Annotated in this window: 16 protein-coding genes; 5 read left to right on the plus strand and 11 right to left on the minus strand. The window is 36.2% G+C overall.

Annotation, left to right across the window (positions count from 1 at the left end; translation table 11 throughout):
- Positions 1-412 precede the first annotated feature (412 nt).
- Positions 413-934, minus strand: coding sequence for a hypothetical protein (locus GVJ38_RS00090; RefSeq protein ID WP_159721139.1), 522 nt, complete (start codon positions 932-934; stop codon positions 413-415).
- Positions 935-1,818: 884 nt separating this feature from the next.
- On the opposite strand from GVJ38_RS00090, the gene GVJ38_RS00095 reads away from it, so the two are divergent.
- Complete coding sequence (locus GVJ38_RS00095; protein ID WP_002354535.1) at positions 1,819-2,250, plus strand: very short patch repair endonuclease; 432 nt, start codon at positions 1,819-1,821, stop codon at positions 2,248-2,250.
- A gap of 13 nt (positions 2,251-2,263) precedes the next feature.
- Here GVJ38_RS00095 and GVJ38_RS00100 read toward each other — a convergent pair whose 3' ends face one another.
- Complete coding sequence (locus GVJ38_RS00100; protein WP_002354533.1) at positions 2,264-3,742, minus strand: Sau3AI family type II restriction endonuclease; 1,479 nt, start codon at positions 3,740-3,742, stop codon at positions 2,264-2,266.
- A 222-nt stretch (positions 3,743-3,964) separates the two neighbouring features.
- Between GVJ38_RS00100 and dcm the strand changes: the two genes are divergently transcribed.
- On the plus strand, positions 3,965-5,242 hold the full coding sequence (dcm, locus tag GVJ38_RS00105) for a DNA (cytosine-5-)-methyltransferase (RefSeq protein WP_033695612.1): 1,278 nt from the start codon (positions 3,965-3,967) through the stop codon (positions 5,240-5,242).
- A gap of 466 nt (positions 5,243-5,708) precedes the next feature.
- Here the strand turns inward: dcm and GVJ38_RS00110 are convergent, their stop codons facing one another.
- Genes GVJ38_RS00110 through GVJ38_RS00120 form a run of 3 tightly spaced genes read right to left on the minus strand, consistent with a single transcriptional unit; the run spans position 5,709 to position 6,695 of the window.
- On the minus strand, positions 5,709-6,035 hold the full coding sequence (locus tag GVJ38_RS00110) for a hypothetical protein (RefSeq protein ID WP_010822397.1): 327 nt from the start codon (positions 6,033-6,035) through the stop codon (positions 5,709-5,711).
- Between the two features lie 45 nt (positions 6,036-6,080).
- Complete coding sequence (locus GVJ38_RS00115) at positions 6,081-6,443, minus strand: zinc ribbon domain-containing protein (protein ID WP_104873735.1); 363 nt, start codon at positions 6,441-6,443, stop codon at positions 6,081-6,083.
- A 36-nt stretch (positions 6,444-6,479) separates the two neighbouring features.
- Positions 6,480-6,695 (minus strand): helix-turn-helix transcriptional regulator, encoded by a 216-nt coding sequence (locus GVJ38_RS00120; RefSeq protein WP_113847395.1) that lies wholly within the window; start codon positions 6,693-6,695, stop codon positions 6,480-6,482.
- Between the two features lie 129 nt (positions 6,696-6,824).
- On the opposite strand from GVJ38_RS00120, the gene GVJ38_RS00125 reads away from it, so the two are divergent.
- Complete coding sequence (locus tag GVJ38_RS00125) at positions 6,825-7,160, plus strand: helix-turn-helix domain-containing protein (RefSeq protein ID WP_113847394.1); 336 nt, start codon at positions 6,825-6,827, stop codon at positions 7,158-7,160.
- A 75-nt stretch (positions 7,161-7,235) separates the two neighbouring features.
- On the opposite strand, the gene GVJ38_RS00130 is transcribed toward GVJ38_RS00125, so the two are convergent.
- Positions 7,236-9,233, minus strand: a complete 1,998-nt coding sequence (locus GVJ38_RS00130; RefSeq protein WP_159721140.1) for a hypothetical protein — start codon at positions 9,231-9,233, stop codon at positions 7,236-7,238.
- Between the two features lie 97 nt (positions 9,234-9,330).
- Positions 9,331-9,606: a helix-turn-helix domain-containing protein gene (locus GVJ38_RS00135; protein WP_002287723.1), complete on the minus strand. Its 276-nt coding sequence runs from the start codon at positions 9,604-9,606 to the stop codon at positions 9,331-9,333.
- Positions 9,607-9,837: 231 nt separating this feature from the next.
- Between GVJ38_RS00135 and GVJ38_RS00140 the strand changes: the two genes are divergently transcribed.
- Together GVJ38_RS00140 and GVJ38_RS00145 are read left to right on the plus strand one after the other, a co-directional pair.
- Positions 9,838-10,572, plus strand: coding sequence for a helix-turn-helix transcriptional regulator (locus GVJ38_RS00140; protein ID WP_159721141.1), 735 nt, complete (start codon positions 9,838-9,840; stop codon positions 10,570-10,572).
- A 38-nt stretch (positions 10,573-10,610) separates the two neighbouring features.
- Positions 10,611-11,753 carry a tyrosine-type recombinase/integrase gene (locus GVJ38_RS00145; RefSeq protein ID WP_002301919.1) on the plus strand — a complete coding sequence of 381 codons (1,143 nt, stop codon included), beginning with the start codon at positions 10,611-10,613 and terminating at the stop codon, positions 11,751-11,753.
- Positions 11,754-11,848: 95 nt separating this feature from the next.
- Here the strand turns inward: GVJ38_RS00145 and sufB are convergent, their stop codons facing one another.
- From sufB to sufD, 4 genes are read right to left on the minus strand one after another with little or no spacing between them, the layout of a single operon-like run.
- Entirely contained in the window at positions 11,849-13,246 is a 1,398-nt protein-coding gene (sufB, locus tag GVJ38_RS00150; RefSeq protein WP_159721142.1) for a Fe-S cluster assembly protein SufB, read from the minus strand.
- Positions 13,247-13,257: 11 nt separating this feature from the next.
- Positions 13,258-13,731 carry a Fe-S cluster assembly sulfur transfer protein SufU gene (sufU, locus tag GVJ38_RS00155; protein WP_159721143.1) on the minus strand — a complete coding sequence of 158 codons (474 nt, stop codon included), beginning with the start codon at positions 13,729-13,731 and terminating at the stop codon, positions 13,258-13,260.
- Positions 13,718-14,953 carry a cysteine desulfurase gene (locus GVJ38_RS00160; RefSeq protein ID WP_159721144.1) on the minus strand — a complete coding sequence of 412 codons (1,236 nt, stop codon included), beginning with the start codon at positions 14,951-14,953 and terminating at the stop codon, positions 13,718-13,720. The genes sufU and GVJ38_RS00160 overlap by 14 nt, the downstream gene beginning before the upstream one ends.
- On the minus strand, positions 14,953-16,224 hold the full coding sequence (gene sufD / locus GVJ38_RS00165; RefSeq protein WP_159721145.1) for a Fe-S cluster assembly protein SufD: 1,272 nt from the start codon (positions 16,222-16,224) through the stop codon (positions 14,953-14,955). The genes GVJ38_RS00160 and sufD overlap by 1 nt, the downstream gene beginning before the upstream one ends.
- Positions 16,225-16,233 lie beyond the last annotated feature (9 nt).

Here is a 16,233-nt window from a genome sequence, read left to right on the forward strand (position 1 = left end):
TAGCAAAAGCTGCCAGGTAGCTCCAGCAATCTTTTTCAGTCGATATATATGTAATATCAGCGGCCTATTTTTGATTGATGCTGGTTGTTGGTAAATCTTAATTTAAAAGATTAATCCATTTTTCAACACATTCTTTAGAGACCTTAGTCGGTTGACATTTTTTTCTATGATCGAATGGATGCCCGGGCTACTCGACCGTTTTTGCACGTGTTTAAATCGTTTGTTCTGCAATGTCATAGTCACGAGAAATCTCGACAACTGGTTTACTAGTTGCGACGAGTTGAAGGGTCATATCTTTTCTTTCTTGATTGTATTTTTTCATTTGAGGTTATTATAGTCCCTCCCAAAAAGCATCCACTAAATCTAACCTAACACCATAATTTTCATTGTGATCATTATTTTTGTGGCAAATTTAATGAATCATCTCTATCAAAGGAAACAATTTGTATGTTTTTTCATTTAAGGAAATTTTTTTCATTTTTAAATCATTCCGCATCTCTTCAATTATTCGGTAATAAGCTTCTTTCATGTCTTTTTGGCTCACACTGTCTGATTTCTGAGCTATTCTAATTTGAGATTCAAAAAAATCATAACAAGCATTAATCACTCCCTTTGAGCCCCACAATTTTACTTTTTCATAGCCTTTAATAACTTCCAACTTAGCAGTGTGAACATCTTTAAATGCATAGTCACTTCCTGGAATAATCAGAAGTTCAAGGCTCCCTTCAAACTGAGTCAATGTAACTGCATTTAGAAACTCTTCATAGATTTTTCTTTTCTTTGAATTTATTTCCTTTTGCATCTCCATGTTCTTATTAATTAAATAACCCACTAACGCGGCTACAATAGTCCCAAATATAGGGATTAAAGCAAGAACAATAGTTTGCAAATCGTTCACCGTATTTTCTTGAATAGTTTTTGTTAATATTAACATTATCTCACCTCAATACCCATTATAACAAGAAAGAGACTACCGATAAACAGCAGCCCCAACAATCCTGTTTAATAATCACAGGCACGTTCACAACTTTTGTCCCACAGAGGTCTGCACCGTAATTGGTATAGTAGCAGTCCCTGTTGATGAATTTGCTAAATAGCTGTGATGCCATCTACCAAGCATCACAGATTCATGGAGACATTCCCTTCTTTTATCATGTTATCCGGTGAGACATCACTATAAACTATCTTTTCAGCATCATTCTTCATCGTTAAAATCGTATCTCGCACAGTAAAAAATAGATAGATTTTTCTGTTTCGTCTCAAATAAAAAACTAGGAAAGGCTTTATACAGCTTTTCCTAGCCCTTTTATAAATCTTAGCCGACAGACCCTTCCATATAGATTTTTAAATTACACACTAGTTTAAACTAAAACAAACAAGGAAAAACTTACCATTTACTCATAAAATTAGCTCATATGAATATATTAGAATGTAAAATAGACTGGTCAAAATCTGGTCAAAAAGAGGACTAATACAGGTAGTCCTCTTTTTTGTTATTTTGATATTCTAAATCATTTTTTATTGGATTATTCCATTGTTCGATGTAGACTCAAATCACTATATCACTAGATATCAAACTGAGTCATACGAAGACAAAAACATAAAAATTGACCTGTTAAAGGGTCACTGAATAACATTTAAAATTAATAAAACGGAATCAATAAGACCGCTGAGAACTGAAAATAATTACTATTTCTATAAGACCATATTCGCAACTTTTTTCATTTAGCTATATATTTATGATAGTGATATCTTAAATAAATCATATCTCTGTACTAACATTTCTTGATTCTATTAGAACATTGGAGGTAAAAAACAATGAAGCATAGACAACTATCGACCACTCCCGAAGTATCAAAACGTATGGCAAATGTACGCTTGAAGGGAGGAAAAGCTGAAAGTCTGCTAGCCAAAGAGTTATGGCATCAAGGTGTCAGGTATCGAAAAAACTATAAAAAATTACCAGGCTCTCCCGATATAGCAGTTACCAAATATAAACTAGCAATTTTCGTCGATGGAGAGTTTTGGCACGGACACGATTGGGACAATAGAAAACAAAAGTTGAAACGGAATCGGGACTACTGGATTGAAAAAATAGAAGAAAATATGAGGAGAGATGAAAGGAATAATCAGTCTCTCATAAAACTTGGTTGGGTACCTATACACTTTTGGGAAAAAGATATTTTGAAAAACTTAAATTATTGCACATCTGTGATATTAGATTATATTGCACAAAAAAAAGAGGAGTAGTCTTCCTCTTTTTTTATGATATCAAATCTTGTACTTGCTCTTTTATATAATCATTGTTTATCCAAAAACATTGTTTGGTCATCCATTGATCCGAGTAATTATCGTTGTCTGGTTTATTAATCCATTTTGCGGGTACAGGAAGTTTATCCGCATAGCGTCCATCGACAGAGTAATCTCGTTGGCTAGCATGGGGTCTAACATGGCAAATCATTTTGTCTGTTTTCTTTATAAAATTATTTTTGATTTTCCATCCATCCTTAGTAGATTTATCAGGAATAGCTTCTAACTCTACTCCTTCTCGAAGTTTAGACACAGTATCTTCCCATACCTTACGGACTGGCCCTTCTATATCTTCTTCTGGCATACTAAAAAATTTAGCTCCCTTGAATACAACACCTTCATCTTCTTCTTTAAAGACTACAAAAAGAAATCTTGTATCTAATAAAAAATTATGCCAATCACTGCTTGGTTCCCCATCTTCTTTTTCCCATACCTGTTTGCTCAAATCAATAAAATTGAATGATGGAAATGACATGCTTTCTTTGTTATTTCCACTTTTATCAAAATATATGGTTTTAACTAGTATAGACGCTTTTTCAAATTCTTCGACTCTTGGGAAAGGTTCCCCTTTGGTTACAGTACCAGATAACCCTAGTATTGAAGAAACGATTCTATAATTAGCTTGATACGATGTCTTGATTGTGAATTTTTCACATAAAGATTGTACAGTTTGACCTACATATGGTATAAAATGTTCTAATACTAAATCTTCTAAGTTGTTTTCTTCAAGTTGAAAAGTATTCTTCACGATTGAATCGATTTTTTCATCGCCTAATACATATTTACGTAAAATAGATGTCATGTATCCTGATTTCAATGAGTATGCCCGTTGTTTAGCTTTTTGTTCTGAATAGGGCTGTGTCCTGAGTGACTTCACAGCATTAGTTCCTTTTGTACATGGAGCAAGATAGTTCGTCAAACTTTCACTTAGCTCATGAGCTTTCCCATCTAAAATATATTTCTTTATAAGCTCCCAGTCTTGTCGTATGATTTCAAAATCTACAGGGTTTTTATACATCTCATATAAAATAGCTTCACGGATAGTCCACTGGTCTTTCGGCGTATCTTTTAAGTATTCATAAAATGCGATTTCCATGATGTTGTTTTTATACAAAAAATGACTTTCTTCGAATGTTTCCTCAGCGACCTCATTATAGTTGATGATATTCAACACTAATCGTTCTTTAGCGCTATACTGACCGTTTTTCAACTTTTTTATTGGCGTAGCCTTTAACTCTACACCTGCTTCTTCCAGGTCTGGCCTACTCTCGCTATCCTTTACCTTGCCGAACCAAGACTCAAATATGTCTCCTATAGAGTTTTTATTTTTACTATTGAGAAGGGGAATTCCATTATTTAATTCTATCATAGACTTCCCCACTGCTTCTTTAGCTCTATTATGTACTTGCTCTTTTGTTAAGTATTCAGACATTCGTTCAGTCACTCCATCCTACGTTTATTCCTATATAAAACTATACTACATGGTTACATAGAAACCAAGTCTATACAAAATCATCTGATGTTGTTTCAACTTTACAGAATAACCTTGAGAAACTCCTTAAGTAAATCATAGCATTTTTGATTTCGATCTTTTCAAATCGATTTATTTATTGTATAATACATTTAAGTTAAAACCGAAAGGATGTTCGCCAATATGAGTGAAACACTAAATGTATTAGAACTTTTTGCCGGTGTAGGGGGGTTCAGAGTTGGACTCGAGCATTCTAATGCCGACCTATTCAAAACGAAATGGGCAAACCAATGGGAGCCTTCTCGAAAATCACAAGATGCTTTTGAAGTATATGACTACCGATTCCCAAATAGTGAAAATATCAACAGGAATATAGAAGAAATATCAAATGAAGAATTTGAGCAAATGGACGCTGACATCATTGTTGGTGGATTTCCGTGCCAAGATTATTCAGTTGCACGTAGTAAAAAACATGAGATGGGGATAGAAGGTAAAAAAGGAGTTCTATTTTGGCAAATAATCCGTGCTACGAACCACATAAAACCAAAGTATCTCATTTTAGAGAATGTTGATCGTCTACTTAAATCTCCTTCTAAACAACGTGGCAGAGATTTTGCTATAATGCTTGCTTCCTTTAATGATTTAGGGTATTCCGTAGAATGGCGTGTTATCAATGCTGCTGATTATGGCCGTAGACAACGTAGACGCCGTGTCTTTTTTTTCGTTTACAAAAATGATACTGGTTTTGCGAACAAGATAGATGCACGATTCGAACAAAAAATACTTGGTGAAGAAGAACATCGTTATGATGAGTATATATTCAGTGAAGGACTTTTTGCTCGACAATTTCCAATCATCAAGACTCCTTATAAGGGTAGACAAGCGTCGTATAAGTTATCCAATGACATAGTAGAGATATCAGATAATTTTACTGGAAAAGTATACAATACTGGGGTAATGAGACATGGACGTTACTTTACTATAGATACGGAACCATACGATAAAGAAAAACCTACTCCATTAAGAGAAATCATTCAACCTGAAGATGAAGTAGCTGAAAAGTATTACTTGACCGACGAAAGTAAAATAAAAAAATTCGAATATCTTCGTGGACCTAAAAAAATAGAGCGAGTCACTGCTGAAGGTCATACCTATACATTCTCCGAAGGTGGTATGTCTCCTTATGATGATTTAGATATGCCCGGACGGACGATGCTAACTTCAGAAGGTTCTGTGAATAGATCTACACATTTATTAAAAATAGATGGTCGTTACCGCTTGTTGACCCCTATAGAAGCCGAACGTCTACAAGACTTTCCTGATGATTGGACAAAGTATAAAAAATTATCCTCCGGGGAAATAGTAGAAGTTTCAGATAGAATGCGCTTATTCTTTATGGGAAATGCTTTAGTCACGAAAATAGTTGAACGAATAGGTGACGAATTACAGCAATTGTTGTAATTCCTAAAGTAAATAGTTAAAAGACGAGAGGATTTACATGTATGCATTCCTTCTCGTCTTTTTATTACAAAAATCGTTATAAAACTCCTCCATAAATAATGACATAATTAGACAAATTTTGTAGTAATATTTCATGTCTAAAACTATGTAATAGTCATGTTATACCTATTACGTTGTCTTATTTCACTTATTTCTGAAATGATTCCATTTACTTTTTATCTCATTTTTCCCTACTAGTTAGTATCACATACTCTCCTATTTTCTCAATAAACTATTTTGGGTTACATGGTATCTAAAACAGCTAAAACCTTGATATTACAGTAAAAAATCACGTTATTTTCGTTTCATTTCAGATACATTTCACTTAAGCGGATTCCAAAAAAACAAAAGAAAAAGGAACCCCTAGTTAGCCTATGCTTTCTAATGGTTCCTCTTGAGATACGGTCAATCACCAACGGGGTGGGATTCAATTCAACATTAACACCTCAGTATATGGTATCTCTACATATATACGGTCTTTCTTTGGATAGTACTCAATATTTATGTTGATAGCACTTCCATTGTCTAATATAGCTTTAGCTCGGTATGTGTTATCTCCATTTTCATGAGTAATCGTCACATCATCACATGTCCGATTTAAACTGTACTGTTCTTGTAAAATCTGTGTTACCAATGGTTTCGATGACTTCTCTAATCCAGATGTACCTGTCATTTTTGAAAAAATGATACCTATAATAGCCAAGACAACAATACCTATAATGACAAACTTCTTGTTCATATTTACTTTATTCAACTTTTTATCTCCTATCTCCAAAATAATTTGCTCTTATCCCTCTTATCAGTACATTGACATCCCTAAAAGTACACCAAAGATGGCTCCAGCTACCCCTGCTATCATCAAAATCGTACCCATTTTTTCATCTTTCTCTCGATATAAGTAACCCATAATAACAGCAACAGCACCAAATACAACAGGAATAAATGCTAACGATACTACCATAGAAATCCAACCAATAATCAAATACAGCTTCCCTGTCTCTTGTCCATGTACGATTTGTTCCTTCATTTCATTAATTGTCTGCTCAGTACTTTTCTTTACTGTGTCTACTTCGGTTGTCTCATCTGTTTCTTGTAATGCTCCGCAAAACTGGCAATACTTACTTTCATCTGTTATTTCTTTGCCACATTTTCTACAATACATGTCTTCTCCTCCTAAAATCATTCAATTGCTTATGAGTTAACTGTTTACTTTATTAAATACATCAGAAAACAGCTCATTTATTGGTACACTTAATATCTCAGAAAGCATTTTCATTTGATAGGGTTTAGGAATCGTTCTCCCTGTTTGCCATGAACTTATACATTGCTGTGTAACGTTCATCTTTCTTGCTAGCTCAGTTTGAGAAAGTCCTCTTTCTTCTCTGTATCGGCTGAGATTACTTGTTTTTTTCATATCCTCACTCCCTGTTTTTTATTATATACAACAATATGATGTATTTCAACTCATAAAATATGTAAAAGCTTCAAATATCATTACAAATACAACAACTTGTTGTACTCTACTGAGAAGGAGGGTGTATTAATGAAACAGAAACAATATGCAAAGGTCATTAGAGAAAAGCGAAAAGCACTCGGGTGGACACAAAAAGAATTAGCTGAAAAAATCTTCTCTACACAACAGGCAGTAGCAAGATGGGAAAATTCTGTAACAGAACCTAACCTCGATAGCTTAACAGCCCTTTCTAGAGCCCTAGGAACCCCTGTAAGCCATTTTCTAGACAATGTTGACATAGATTATGATGAAGAGTTTTTGGCTCTCTATCGCTCTCTTAGTACTGAAGATGCAATTCGAACAATTGACTATATGAAGCTATTAAAAAGGCAAGAAAATGAACGCAATCAGCTATTGAAAGATTGAAAAATAAATAACCCACCGAACTTTAACGGTGGGTGTATTGAGATGAAATAAGATTAAGAGCTATGGATAACCTGTCTAGTTTAATACAATTGGGTCTTTTCTCTTTCTTACTCTCCGTCCATCATCTCTTGTTACACTTGTAAATTGATAAAGAGGAACTAATCCAACTCCTGATAATATCAATTCTTTTATTACTTCATCTATCCCTGCTCCTTTTGCTAGGTAGACTAAAAAACTACTACTTGCTTTCACATTGTATAGTCTCTTAATATCCTTAGAAGCTCGTTCAAGAGTGAATCCTTGTTTAACAAAGTAGCCTCTGTTTTCTTTTAAAGCATTTTTCACGCTGTTATTCCCAACATTACGTAGACGTCCACAAACAGTGTTAGTAAGTTCTTTCTCTGTCATTATATATGTTCCTTGCCACGATAAGCCCTGTAAAACTTCATGTGCTTCATCTAAAATCAATTGTTTTTCCTTGCTAAGTTCTGATCGGGAATTTTGAGGAAATACTCTTTTAGCCTCTTTTTCGTTAAAACATATCTTAACCCATTCATAAGAAAAATATTGATATGTAAAATGAAATTTTTCCAGAAGTGGAAGGATATCTTCATTCAATTTTTGAATCACAGAAGTTGCATTAAAAACGTCTAATCGATAGACATTGCTTCTCTTATGATTAAAGTTTCCTAACGCTTTCTCTTCCTTTAGCCTATTTAGGTATTCGAGCATCTTCAAAGGAACATCTTCATCATCTAATTTTTTTATCAATCCTATAAAAGTCATAAGTGATAGTAACTTATTATATTTATCTATGTCATAAGTTTTACCATAGTAAGAACTCATTTTTTTAGCTAATTGTTCCCCCGACAAAATACAAGTCACACTTTCCTTACTATCATCAAAAAAATTAACATCAGAAAGCAAGATATCATAGACATGTCTCATTTCCTCTAGATAATTCCTTATTGTCCTGAAAAGCTTGTCTTCCATCGATTCAAGAGTGTCAAAAAGTACTTTTGATTCCTCTTTCAGTTTTCGAAAATGTGTAGGATACAGGTCTAGGTTCTCTAATAGCCAATTAAATGTTTCTACCCGACTGTCTTTCTTTAGAATTAACATCACAACTCCAATAAAATTTTCACTGATACTACAATTACTGGAATGACAATAAAAAATGGAATGCCCAGTTTTACTGGTAAAAATACTAGCAGAGGGATTATGATCGTTGTGAAACAGACATCTTAAGTTTTTACTTGACTTAAGTAATTTATCCATATCAATGGTTAACAATCTTTCATAAATCTCATTGAAAGACATGTCGGAGGAATCAAACAAGCAGTCTTTAAACCACTGTTTCATTTCTTCTTTGTCGTCATTTTTTATCAACTTAACAAAATCAGTTTCATTGACTAGTTCATACTCTCTCCCTGAATCACTTTGACAATTTTTAGAACATGTCATGGTAAAATCAATCGGAAGCTCAGTAATATCTAACATGTTGTCTTCATTAATCATTATCACTGCATCTGACTTATATCCTCCAAAAAACATTCTATTCGAAGCATTTACATTGTCATCACACCCGGGTATGATTTTTTTCAAGTATTCGTAAACAGCAACCATTTTACTATAGTCAGTAATTGCTTCTTTTAATAGAAAGACAATCTTGAATTTTTCTAGATTTTCAGAGTACCGAATACTTTTTTGTATCGCAAACGCAGAATTATGAACTAAATTGATAGATAAAGCCTTTTCTATGCTTAAGTATCTACTATCATCTTTACTTAAATCTACTACCTTCCCCTTCTCATCTTTAACAGTGTTATCGACATCCAGAATAATAACTCTAGTTTCTAAAAACTCTTCACTTTTGTTGCCTTTATTCTTTGTCTTGCTTGGAATAAATGATTGTGATGAATTTAGTATCTCTACAAACTCATCTCTTGTAACTTCTCTGTAGTTATCTAAACATCTTTTTCGTATTTTCTTTTTTTCATCATCTATAACTGGTTTCTCTAATAGTCTTTCTTTATCTACATTGATTGGAATATTAATCATTGGTGTTTCCATTTGTGGTTCCTCCTTATAAAATTCTGTTAAAGACTAAAACATACAGATAATAAACACAAACTCTTTATTACTATATGTTTTAGTCTTATTTGTTTACTCAACCTTTATACCGTTCCATGAAACTATCAATATCAGATTTTTTGAATCTAATGACCGTATCAATTTTTATAACAGGTAACCCGTATTGAGAAACATATTTTCTAATCGTTCCTACTGATACACCTAGATATTCACTTGCCTGCTGATAGTCCATATACTCTAGAGTGACTCCAGAAATAATGTCTTCTAGCATAGGCTTTAGCACTGTAATTATCTCTTTCACTTGTTGTTCAACTTGTATAGAAACAATGCTATCAATGATTTGTAGAGACATATTTTCCCCTCCTTTCGTGATTGCTTGAACAAATTTTCTAAGAATCATCTTCGTATTTTTTGCTCAAAATAAAAGTATTTTGTTATTAACCGATTAATCAAACAAAAAATGATTACCAGTTCATCGACATACACATAATACCTCGACGAAAAAGGGGTGTCAATAGTTTTGTTAAATTTATTTACAACACCCCCTTTTTAAGGTATACTAATTTTAGGAGGTGTGGTCAATATGATAAAGCGTCCACCAATAAATTATTTAGAACGAAAAAAGATACTCGGAACAAAAATAAAAGCTATAAGAAAGAGTAAAAAATTAACACAACCAGCATTTGGTCTTATGATTAACAACGGTCAATCGATTGACAAAAAAACTATCTACGAATGGGAAAAGGGAACCTATTTACCAATACCAGAGCGATTATCCCGAATTGCTGATTTGGGAAATATGAGTATAGAGGAGTTAGTTTGTGGCAATGTAGAAGAATATATTTTGGGAATTATTCTTTATAGAGATAGCATTGTACTAGATGGTATAACATTTCCAGATAAAAACCTGTTCCAGCATCTTCGTCAACAGTTTCCACCAGTACACTCTAATTTAGATACATGGCTAGATAGATATTCCAAATTAGAACCAGAGATGCAAGAATTTATTGCTAACAAGACTTGTAATAAAGTTAAAAATGAAAAAATTAGTCTTTTCAATATCTTAAAAATAGAAGAATTATTCATCAATGCTATTGTAGAAGAATTTGACAATAACATTCTTTTCCTCACTAGCAGTATAGAAGAACTACTAGAAAGAATGGTAGATGAATGGCTACCTATTCAATTGAAAGACATGTCTTATCCCGAAGAAGCTGTGAGAGAAATTACTGATAATATAAACAAGCTAGAACAAACGATTTCATCAATTGGGAAAAAATACACTAAGAAAAAAATGAAGGGAGGTGATACCATCTAGTGGTAAGTACTCCTTGTAAACTAAGAGGAGATGATTTCATGGCAAAAATATCAAAGTACAAAAAGAAAAACGGTCAAGTGGCGTGGATGTATAAAGGACACATTGCCACCGATCCACGAACTGGTGAAAAAATAAATACTACGAGAAGAGGTTTTAGTAGCAAACAAGAAGCTCAAAAAGATTATGACGAATACAGACATCAAATATTATACGGTGTTAAAAAGAAAGCACCTGATATGACATTTGAAGACCTGTATAATGAATGGATAGCTCATCAGCGTACCAGTGTTAAAGCTTCAACAATCGCAATTTCAGTAAGATACGCAAATAATCAAATACTTCCAGCATTTGGTAAGCTTAAATTATCGAATATCTCTGTCCCATATTGTCAAAAAGTGGTAGATGAATGGCACAGTAAATATGAAAGTTACGACTATATGAGAAAACAGACTGCACAAATTTTACGCTACGGGGTTGCAATGCAATATATTGACAATAATCCTATGGAAAAAACACTTCTTCCACGAAAAAAAGAGTATGAGAAAAATCGTAAATTTTACTCAAAAGAGGAGCTTAATGATTTACTGGATGCTTTTAAAGATTTTGGTAACATGAAACAATACGCCTTCTTCAGATTATTGGCATACACAGGTATGAGAAAGAGTGAAGTACTCGCTTTACAGTGGAAAGACATAGATACGTTTAATAAAGAACTACATGTCAATAAAACTCTTGCTGTAGATGAATTTGGTAACGTTATAATTCAATCTCCGAAAACAAGAGCTTCTAGACGAGTTATCTCTTTAGATACTGAGACTCTTTCTATCCTCAACAACTGGAAATTACAGCAAAAAGAAGAGTATTTAAAACTTGGATACAATACTAGCTCTAAAGAGCAACATGTTTTTACAACAGTTAAAAACACTCTATACATTCCAAACACTGTTAATGATTGGTTAAGATATATTTTGAAAAAATATAACTTGCCTCGTATTACACCTCATGGGTTTAGACATACACATGCTAGTTTGTTATTAGAAGCAGGAGAATCTGTCAAGGTAGTTCAACAACGATTAGGGCATGAAAATAGTAAAGTGACATTAGACATCTATGCACATATTACAAATAATGCACCTAAGAAAACAGGTCAAGACTTTGCTGATATGATGGCTCATCAGTAAAAGAGCTGGTCAAAAGCTGGTCATTTCTAGTATACAGGCAAAACAAAAAAAGCTAGAATCCTTATATATCAAGGGTTCTAGCTCCTATAACAGGTTTAACCTACACTGCCTTCCATTTCATATTGGATCAAGCGGTTCAATTCGACTGCGTATTCCATCGGCAGTTCTTTCGTAAATGGTTCTACAAATCCCATGACGATCATCTCAGTTGCTTCTTGCTCCGAGATACCGCGGCTCATCAAATAGTACAATTGCTCTTCAGAAATTTTTGAAACTTTTGCTTCATGTTCCATCGAGACATTGCCGTTTAAAATTTGATTGTACGGAATCGTATCGGAACTGGATTGATCGTCCATGATGATCGTATCGCATTCCACGTGACCAAATGAACCATCACTGTTGCGACCAAAACGCACGGTCCCACGATAGTCAACTGCTCCGCCATCTTTTGAGATCGATTTGGAAACGATCGAACTAGACGTATTCGGTGCATTGTGGATCATGCGTGCACCACTATCCAGATGAATATTTTTTCCTGCAACGGCGATTGAAAGCATTGTTCCCCGCGCACCTTTGCCATCCATATAAACAGATGGATATTTCATCGTGACTTTTGAGCCTAAGTTGCCATCGACCCATTCCATCGTTGCGTTTTCTAATGCTTGACCACGTTTCGTTTCTAATGAGTACACATTGTTCGACCAATTTTGGATCGTCGTATACCGGCAGTAAGCATCTTTTTTAACGAAGACTTCAACGACTGCGGCATGCAGACTATCAGACGAATAAGTTGGCGCGGTACAGCCTTCTACGTAATTGATACTTGCACCTTCGTCAACTACGATCAATGTCCGTTCAAATTGTCCGGTGTTTTCAGCATTGATCCGGAAATACGATTGGATCGGAATATCAGTTTTTACTCCTTTTGGTACATAGATAAAAGTTCCGCCTGACCAAGCCGCTGAATTTAACGCCGCTAATTTATTGTCAGATGGTGGCACGAGTTTGCCAAAATATTCTTTGAACAACTCGGGATATTCTTTTAACGCCGTATCCGTGTCGGTGAAGACGATCCCCAATTTTTTGAATTCGTCTTTCATATTGTGATACACCACTTCTGATTCATATTGAGCAGAAGCTCCAGCCAAGTAAGCTCGCTCTGCTTCCGGAATCCCTAAGCGTTCAAAAGTCGTTTTGATTTCTTCTGGAACATCTTCCCAATCCCGCGCAGGTTTTTCGCTGGATCGAATGAAGTAGTTGATCTTGTCAAAATCAAGTCCCGATAGATCAGGACCATATTCTGGCATCTCTAATTTATGGAAAGTCGCTAACGATTTCAAACGGAAATCCAGCATCCATTCCGGTTCGCCTTTTGCTTTTGAAATTTCACGAATGACGTCTTCTGACAAGCCTTCACCGGTCGTGAAAACGGGTTTGACATCGTCGTGGAAGCCATATTGGTATTCTTCTTGTAATTCAGGTACGTTACTCATAGTTCCCGCTCCTATTCTTTGTGGAATTGACCTGCTTGGGCCTTGCCTTCATCATCGGTCAATGCTTTACCCAATGCTTTCCAAGCTAACGTTGAACATTTGATCCGCGCTGGAAATTTCGCAACCCCCGATAACATCGCTGCATCACCAAGCGCCTCGTTGTCTTCTTCGGGGATCTCATTGCCTTGGACCATTTGCGCAAAAATCACGGCTAAATGTTCCGCCTCAGCCACTGGTTTGCCGATCACAGCATCCGTCATCATGGATGCACTAGCAGTTGAGATCGAACAACCACTGCCATCAAACGCAATGTCTTTGATGATTCCGTCTTCCACCTCTAATTGCAATTCGATCACATCACCACAAGTCGGATTGTTCATTTCGATTTTTTGCGTCGTATCATTCAATGTCCCTCTGTGATGAGGATGTGAAGAATGATCTAAAATAACTTGTCGGTATAAATTGTCTAGTTTAGATAGCGCCATTTTTGAAAAACTCCTTTGTTGCTTGGATTGCTTCAATCAAACGATCGGCATCGGCTTTCGTATTGTAAAAATAAAAACTAGCTCGTGCCGTTGCCGGAACTTTTAAGTATTTCAACAGTGGTTGCGCACAATGATGACCGGCTCTGACTGCTACTCCTTCCATATCAAGTGCAGTGGCCACATCATGGGGATGCAATCCGTCCAAATTAAAAGCGATGACACCGGTATGATCTTTAGCAGCTTGTGGGCCATACGTCGTCACACCATCGATTGCTTGTAGTTTTGGTAACACGTAATCGACTAACTCTTGCTCATAACGATGGATCGCATCCATTCCGATCCCCGTTAAATAATCAACAGCAGCACCTAACGCGATCGCACCGGCAATGTTTGGCGTGCCTGCTTCAAATTTCCAAGGTAATTCTTTCCACGTGCTGTCATACAGATCAACAAAATCGATCATCTCACCACCAAATTCCACCGGCTCCATTTGTTCTAACAACTCGCGTTTGCCATATAATACACCGATTCCAGTCGGACCGCACATTTTATGCCCGCTAAAGGCAAAAAAGTCTGCGTCTAATTTTTGAACATCGACTTGCATATGAGGGGTGGACTGCGCACCATCTACTACCATCAATGCGTGGTGTTGATGAGCAAGCTCAGCTAATTCTGCGATTGGATTTACAACACCTAAAACATTTGAAACGTGTGCGATCGACACGATAGCCGTCTTATCATTGATGATTTTTTTCGCTTCTGCTAGATCTAAAAATCCAGCTTCAGTGATGGAAATGTAGCGTAACGTCGCCCCAACACGTTTGGCTAATTGTTGCCACGGAATAATATTTGAATGATGTTCCATGTAAGAGATCACGATCTCATCGCCAGCTTTGACAAAGGGTGCTTCTAAGCTGCGAGCTAACCAGTTTAAACCAGTCGTCGTTCCGCGAGTGAATAATACTTCCGCGCTTTCTTTTGCGTTGATGAACTGACGGACTTTTTCGCGCGCCGCTTCATAATCTTTCGTAGCGCGTTCGGCTAATGTGTGTACACCGCGGTGGACATTGGCATTATCGTGTTCGTAGTAATGTTGCAAAACATCTAAAACAGCAGTTGGCTTTTGGGTCGTTGCAGCATTGTCAAGATAAACCAAAGGCTCGTCATTGACTTCTTGAAATAAAATCGGAAACTCATTGCGCAAAGTTGCAAAGTCTGCCATTATTTTCTCAACTTCCCTTCGATCGTATCGATCAATTGTTTTTGTGTCGCTTTTACGGGGATCGCGGTGATCACAGAGCCTAAGAAACCACGAATCACTAACCGTTCAGCTTCAGTTTTTTCTAGCCCACGACTCATCAAATAAAATAATTCATCTGGATCAACGCGACCGACACTGGCAGCGTGACCTGCTGTGACTTCATTTTCATCAATCAAAAGAATCGGATTTGCATCGCCACGCGCTTGATTAGAAAGCATCAAGACCCGACTTTCTTGTTGCGCGTCAGATCCTTTTGCGCCTTTTAAAATATGACCGATCCCATTAAAAGTCAGCGTCGCTTTTTCTAAGATGACACCGTGTTGCAAAATATGTCCAATCGTATGCGGTGCTTTATTAGTCACACGTGTATCGATCCCTTGAATCTGCTTGTCAGTTGAGATCGCAACGATTTTGACTTCGGAATGCGCACCATCCCCAACTAGATCCGAATCAAAGTCTGCGATCACATTGCCATCATTCATGATCCCAATCGCCCAGTCAACCATTGAATCCCGCATCAAATACCCGCGACGATTCATGTAAGAGGTGATATTTGCGCCGAGTGAGTCGACCGCTGAGAATTTCACCCGTGCACCAGGTTTTGCGATCACTTCTACGATGACATTACCTGAGATTTTTTTCGCTTGGTCGCCTTCTGATTCAAAGCGTTCCAAATAAGAAAATTCACTGTTATCTTCTGCAACGATCAAAACATGTTTGAAGAAATGCGCTGAGCTATTACCGTCTTGTAAAAATAAAGCTTCCAGCGGTTCATTGATCACGACATTTTTCGGCACATACAAGAAGACACCATTATTCATAAAAGCTGCATGCAGTGCTGTCATTTGATTTTCATCCACTTGCACAGCTTTTTGCATATAATACTCTTTGACTAGTTCAGGATGTTCTTGTAAAGCTGTTGCTAGATCGGTGAAGATGACCCCTTTTTCTTCTAGCTCAGGGGTGATTTGTTCTAAAATAGTTTGTTCTCCGGTTTGAACGATCAAGGGATTATCACTGATCTGATCAAAGCTAGGGACATTGCCACTATATTCTGTATGCTCAGCTGTTACATTGTAAAGCGGCCAGCGAGAAAAGTTGACTCTTTCGATCGTTGGTAATGGTAGCGAATCAATTTTTTTTAATGCTTGTAACCGCAAATCGGTCATCCATTGAGGCTCTGCAGCTGAGTAAGCGGTCACTGCATCAAGATAATCTGTCCATTTTGTCATTATCTTGTC

The organism is Enterococcus sp. CSURQ0835 (genome assembly GCF_902706605.1).
Taxonomy (GTDB): domain Bacteria; phylum Bacillota; class Bacilli; order Lactobacillales; family Enterococcaceae; genus Enterococcus_A.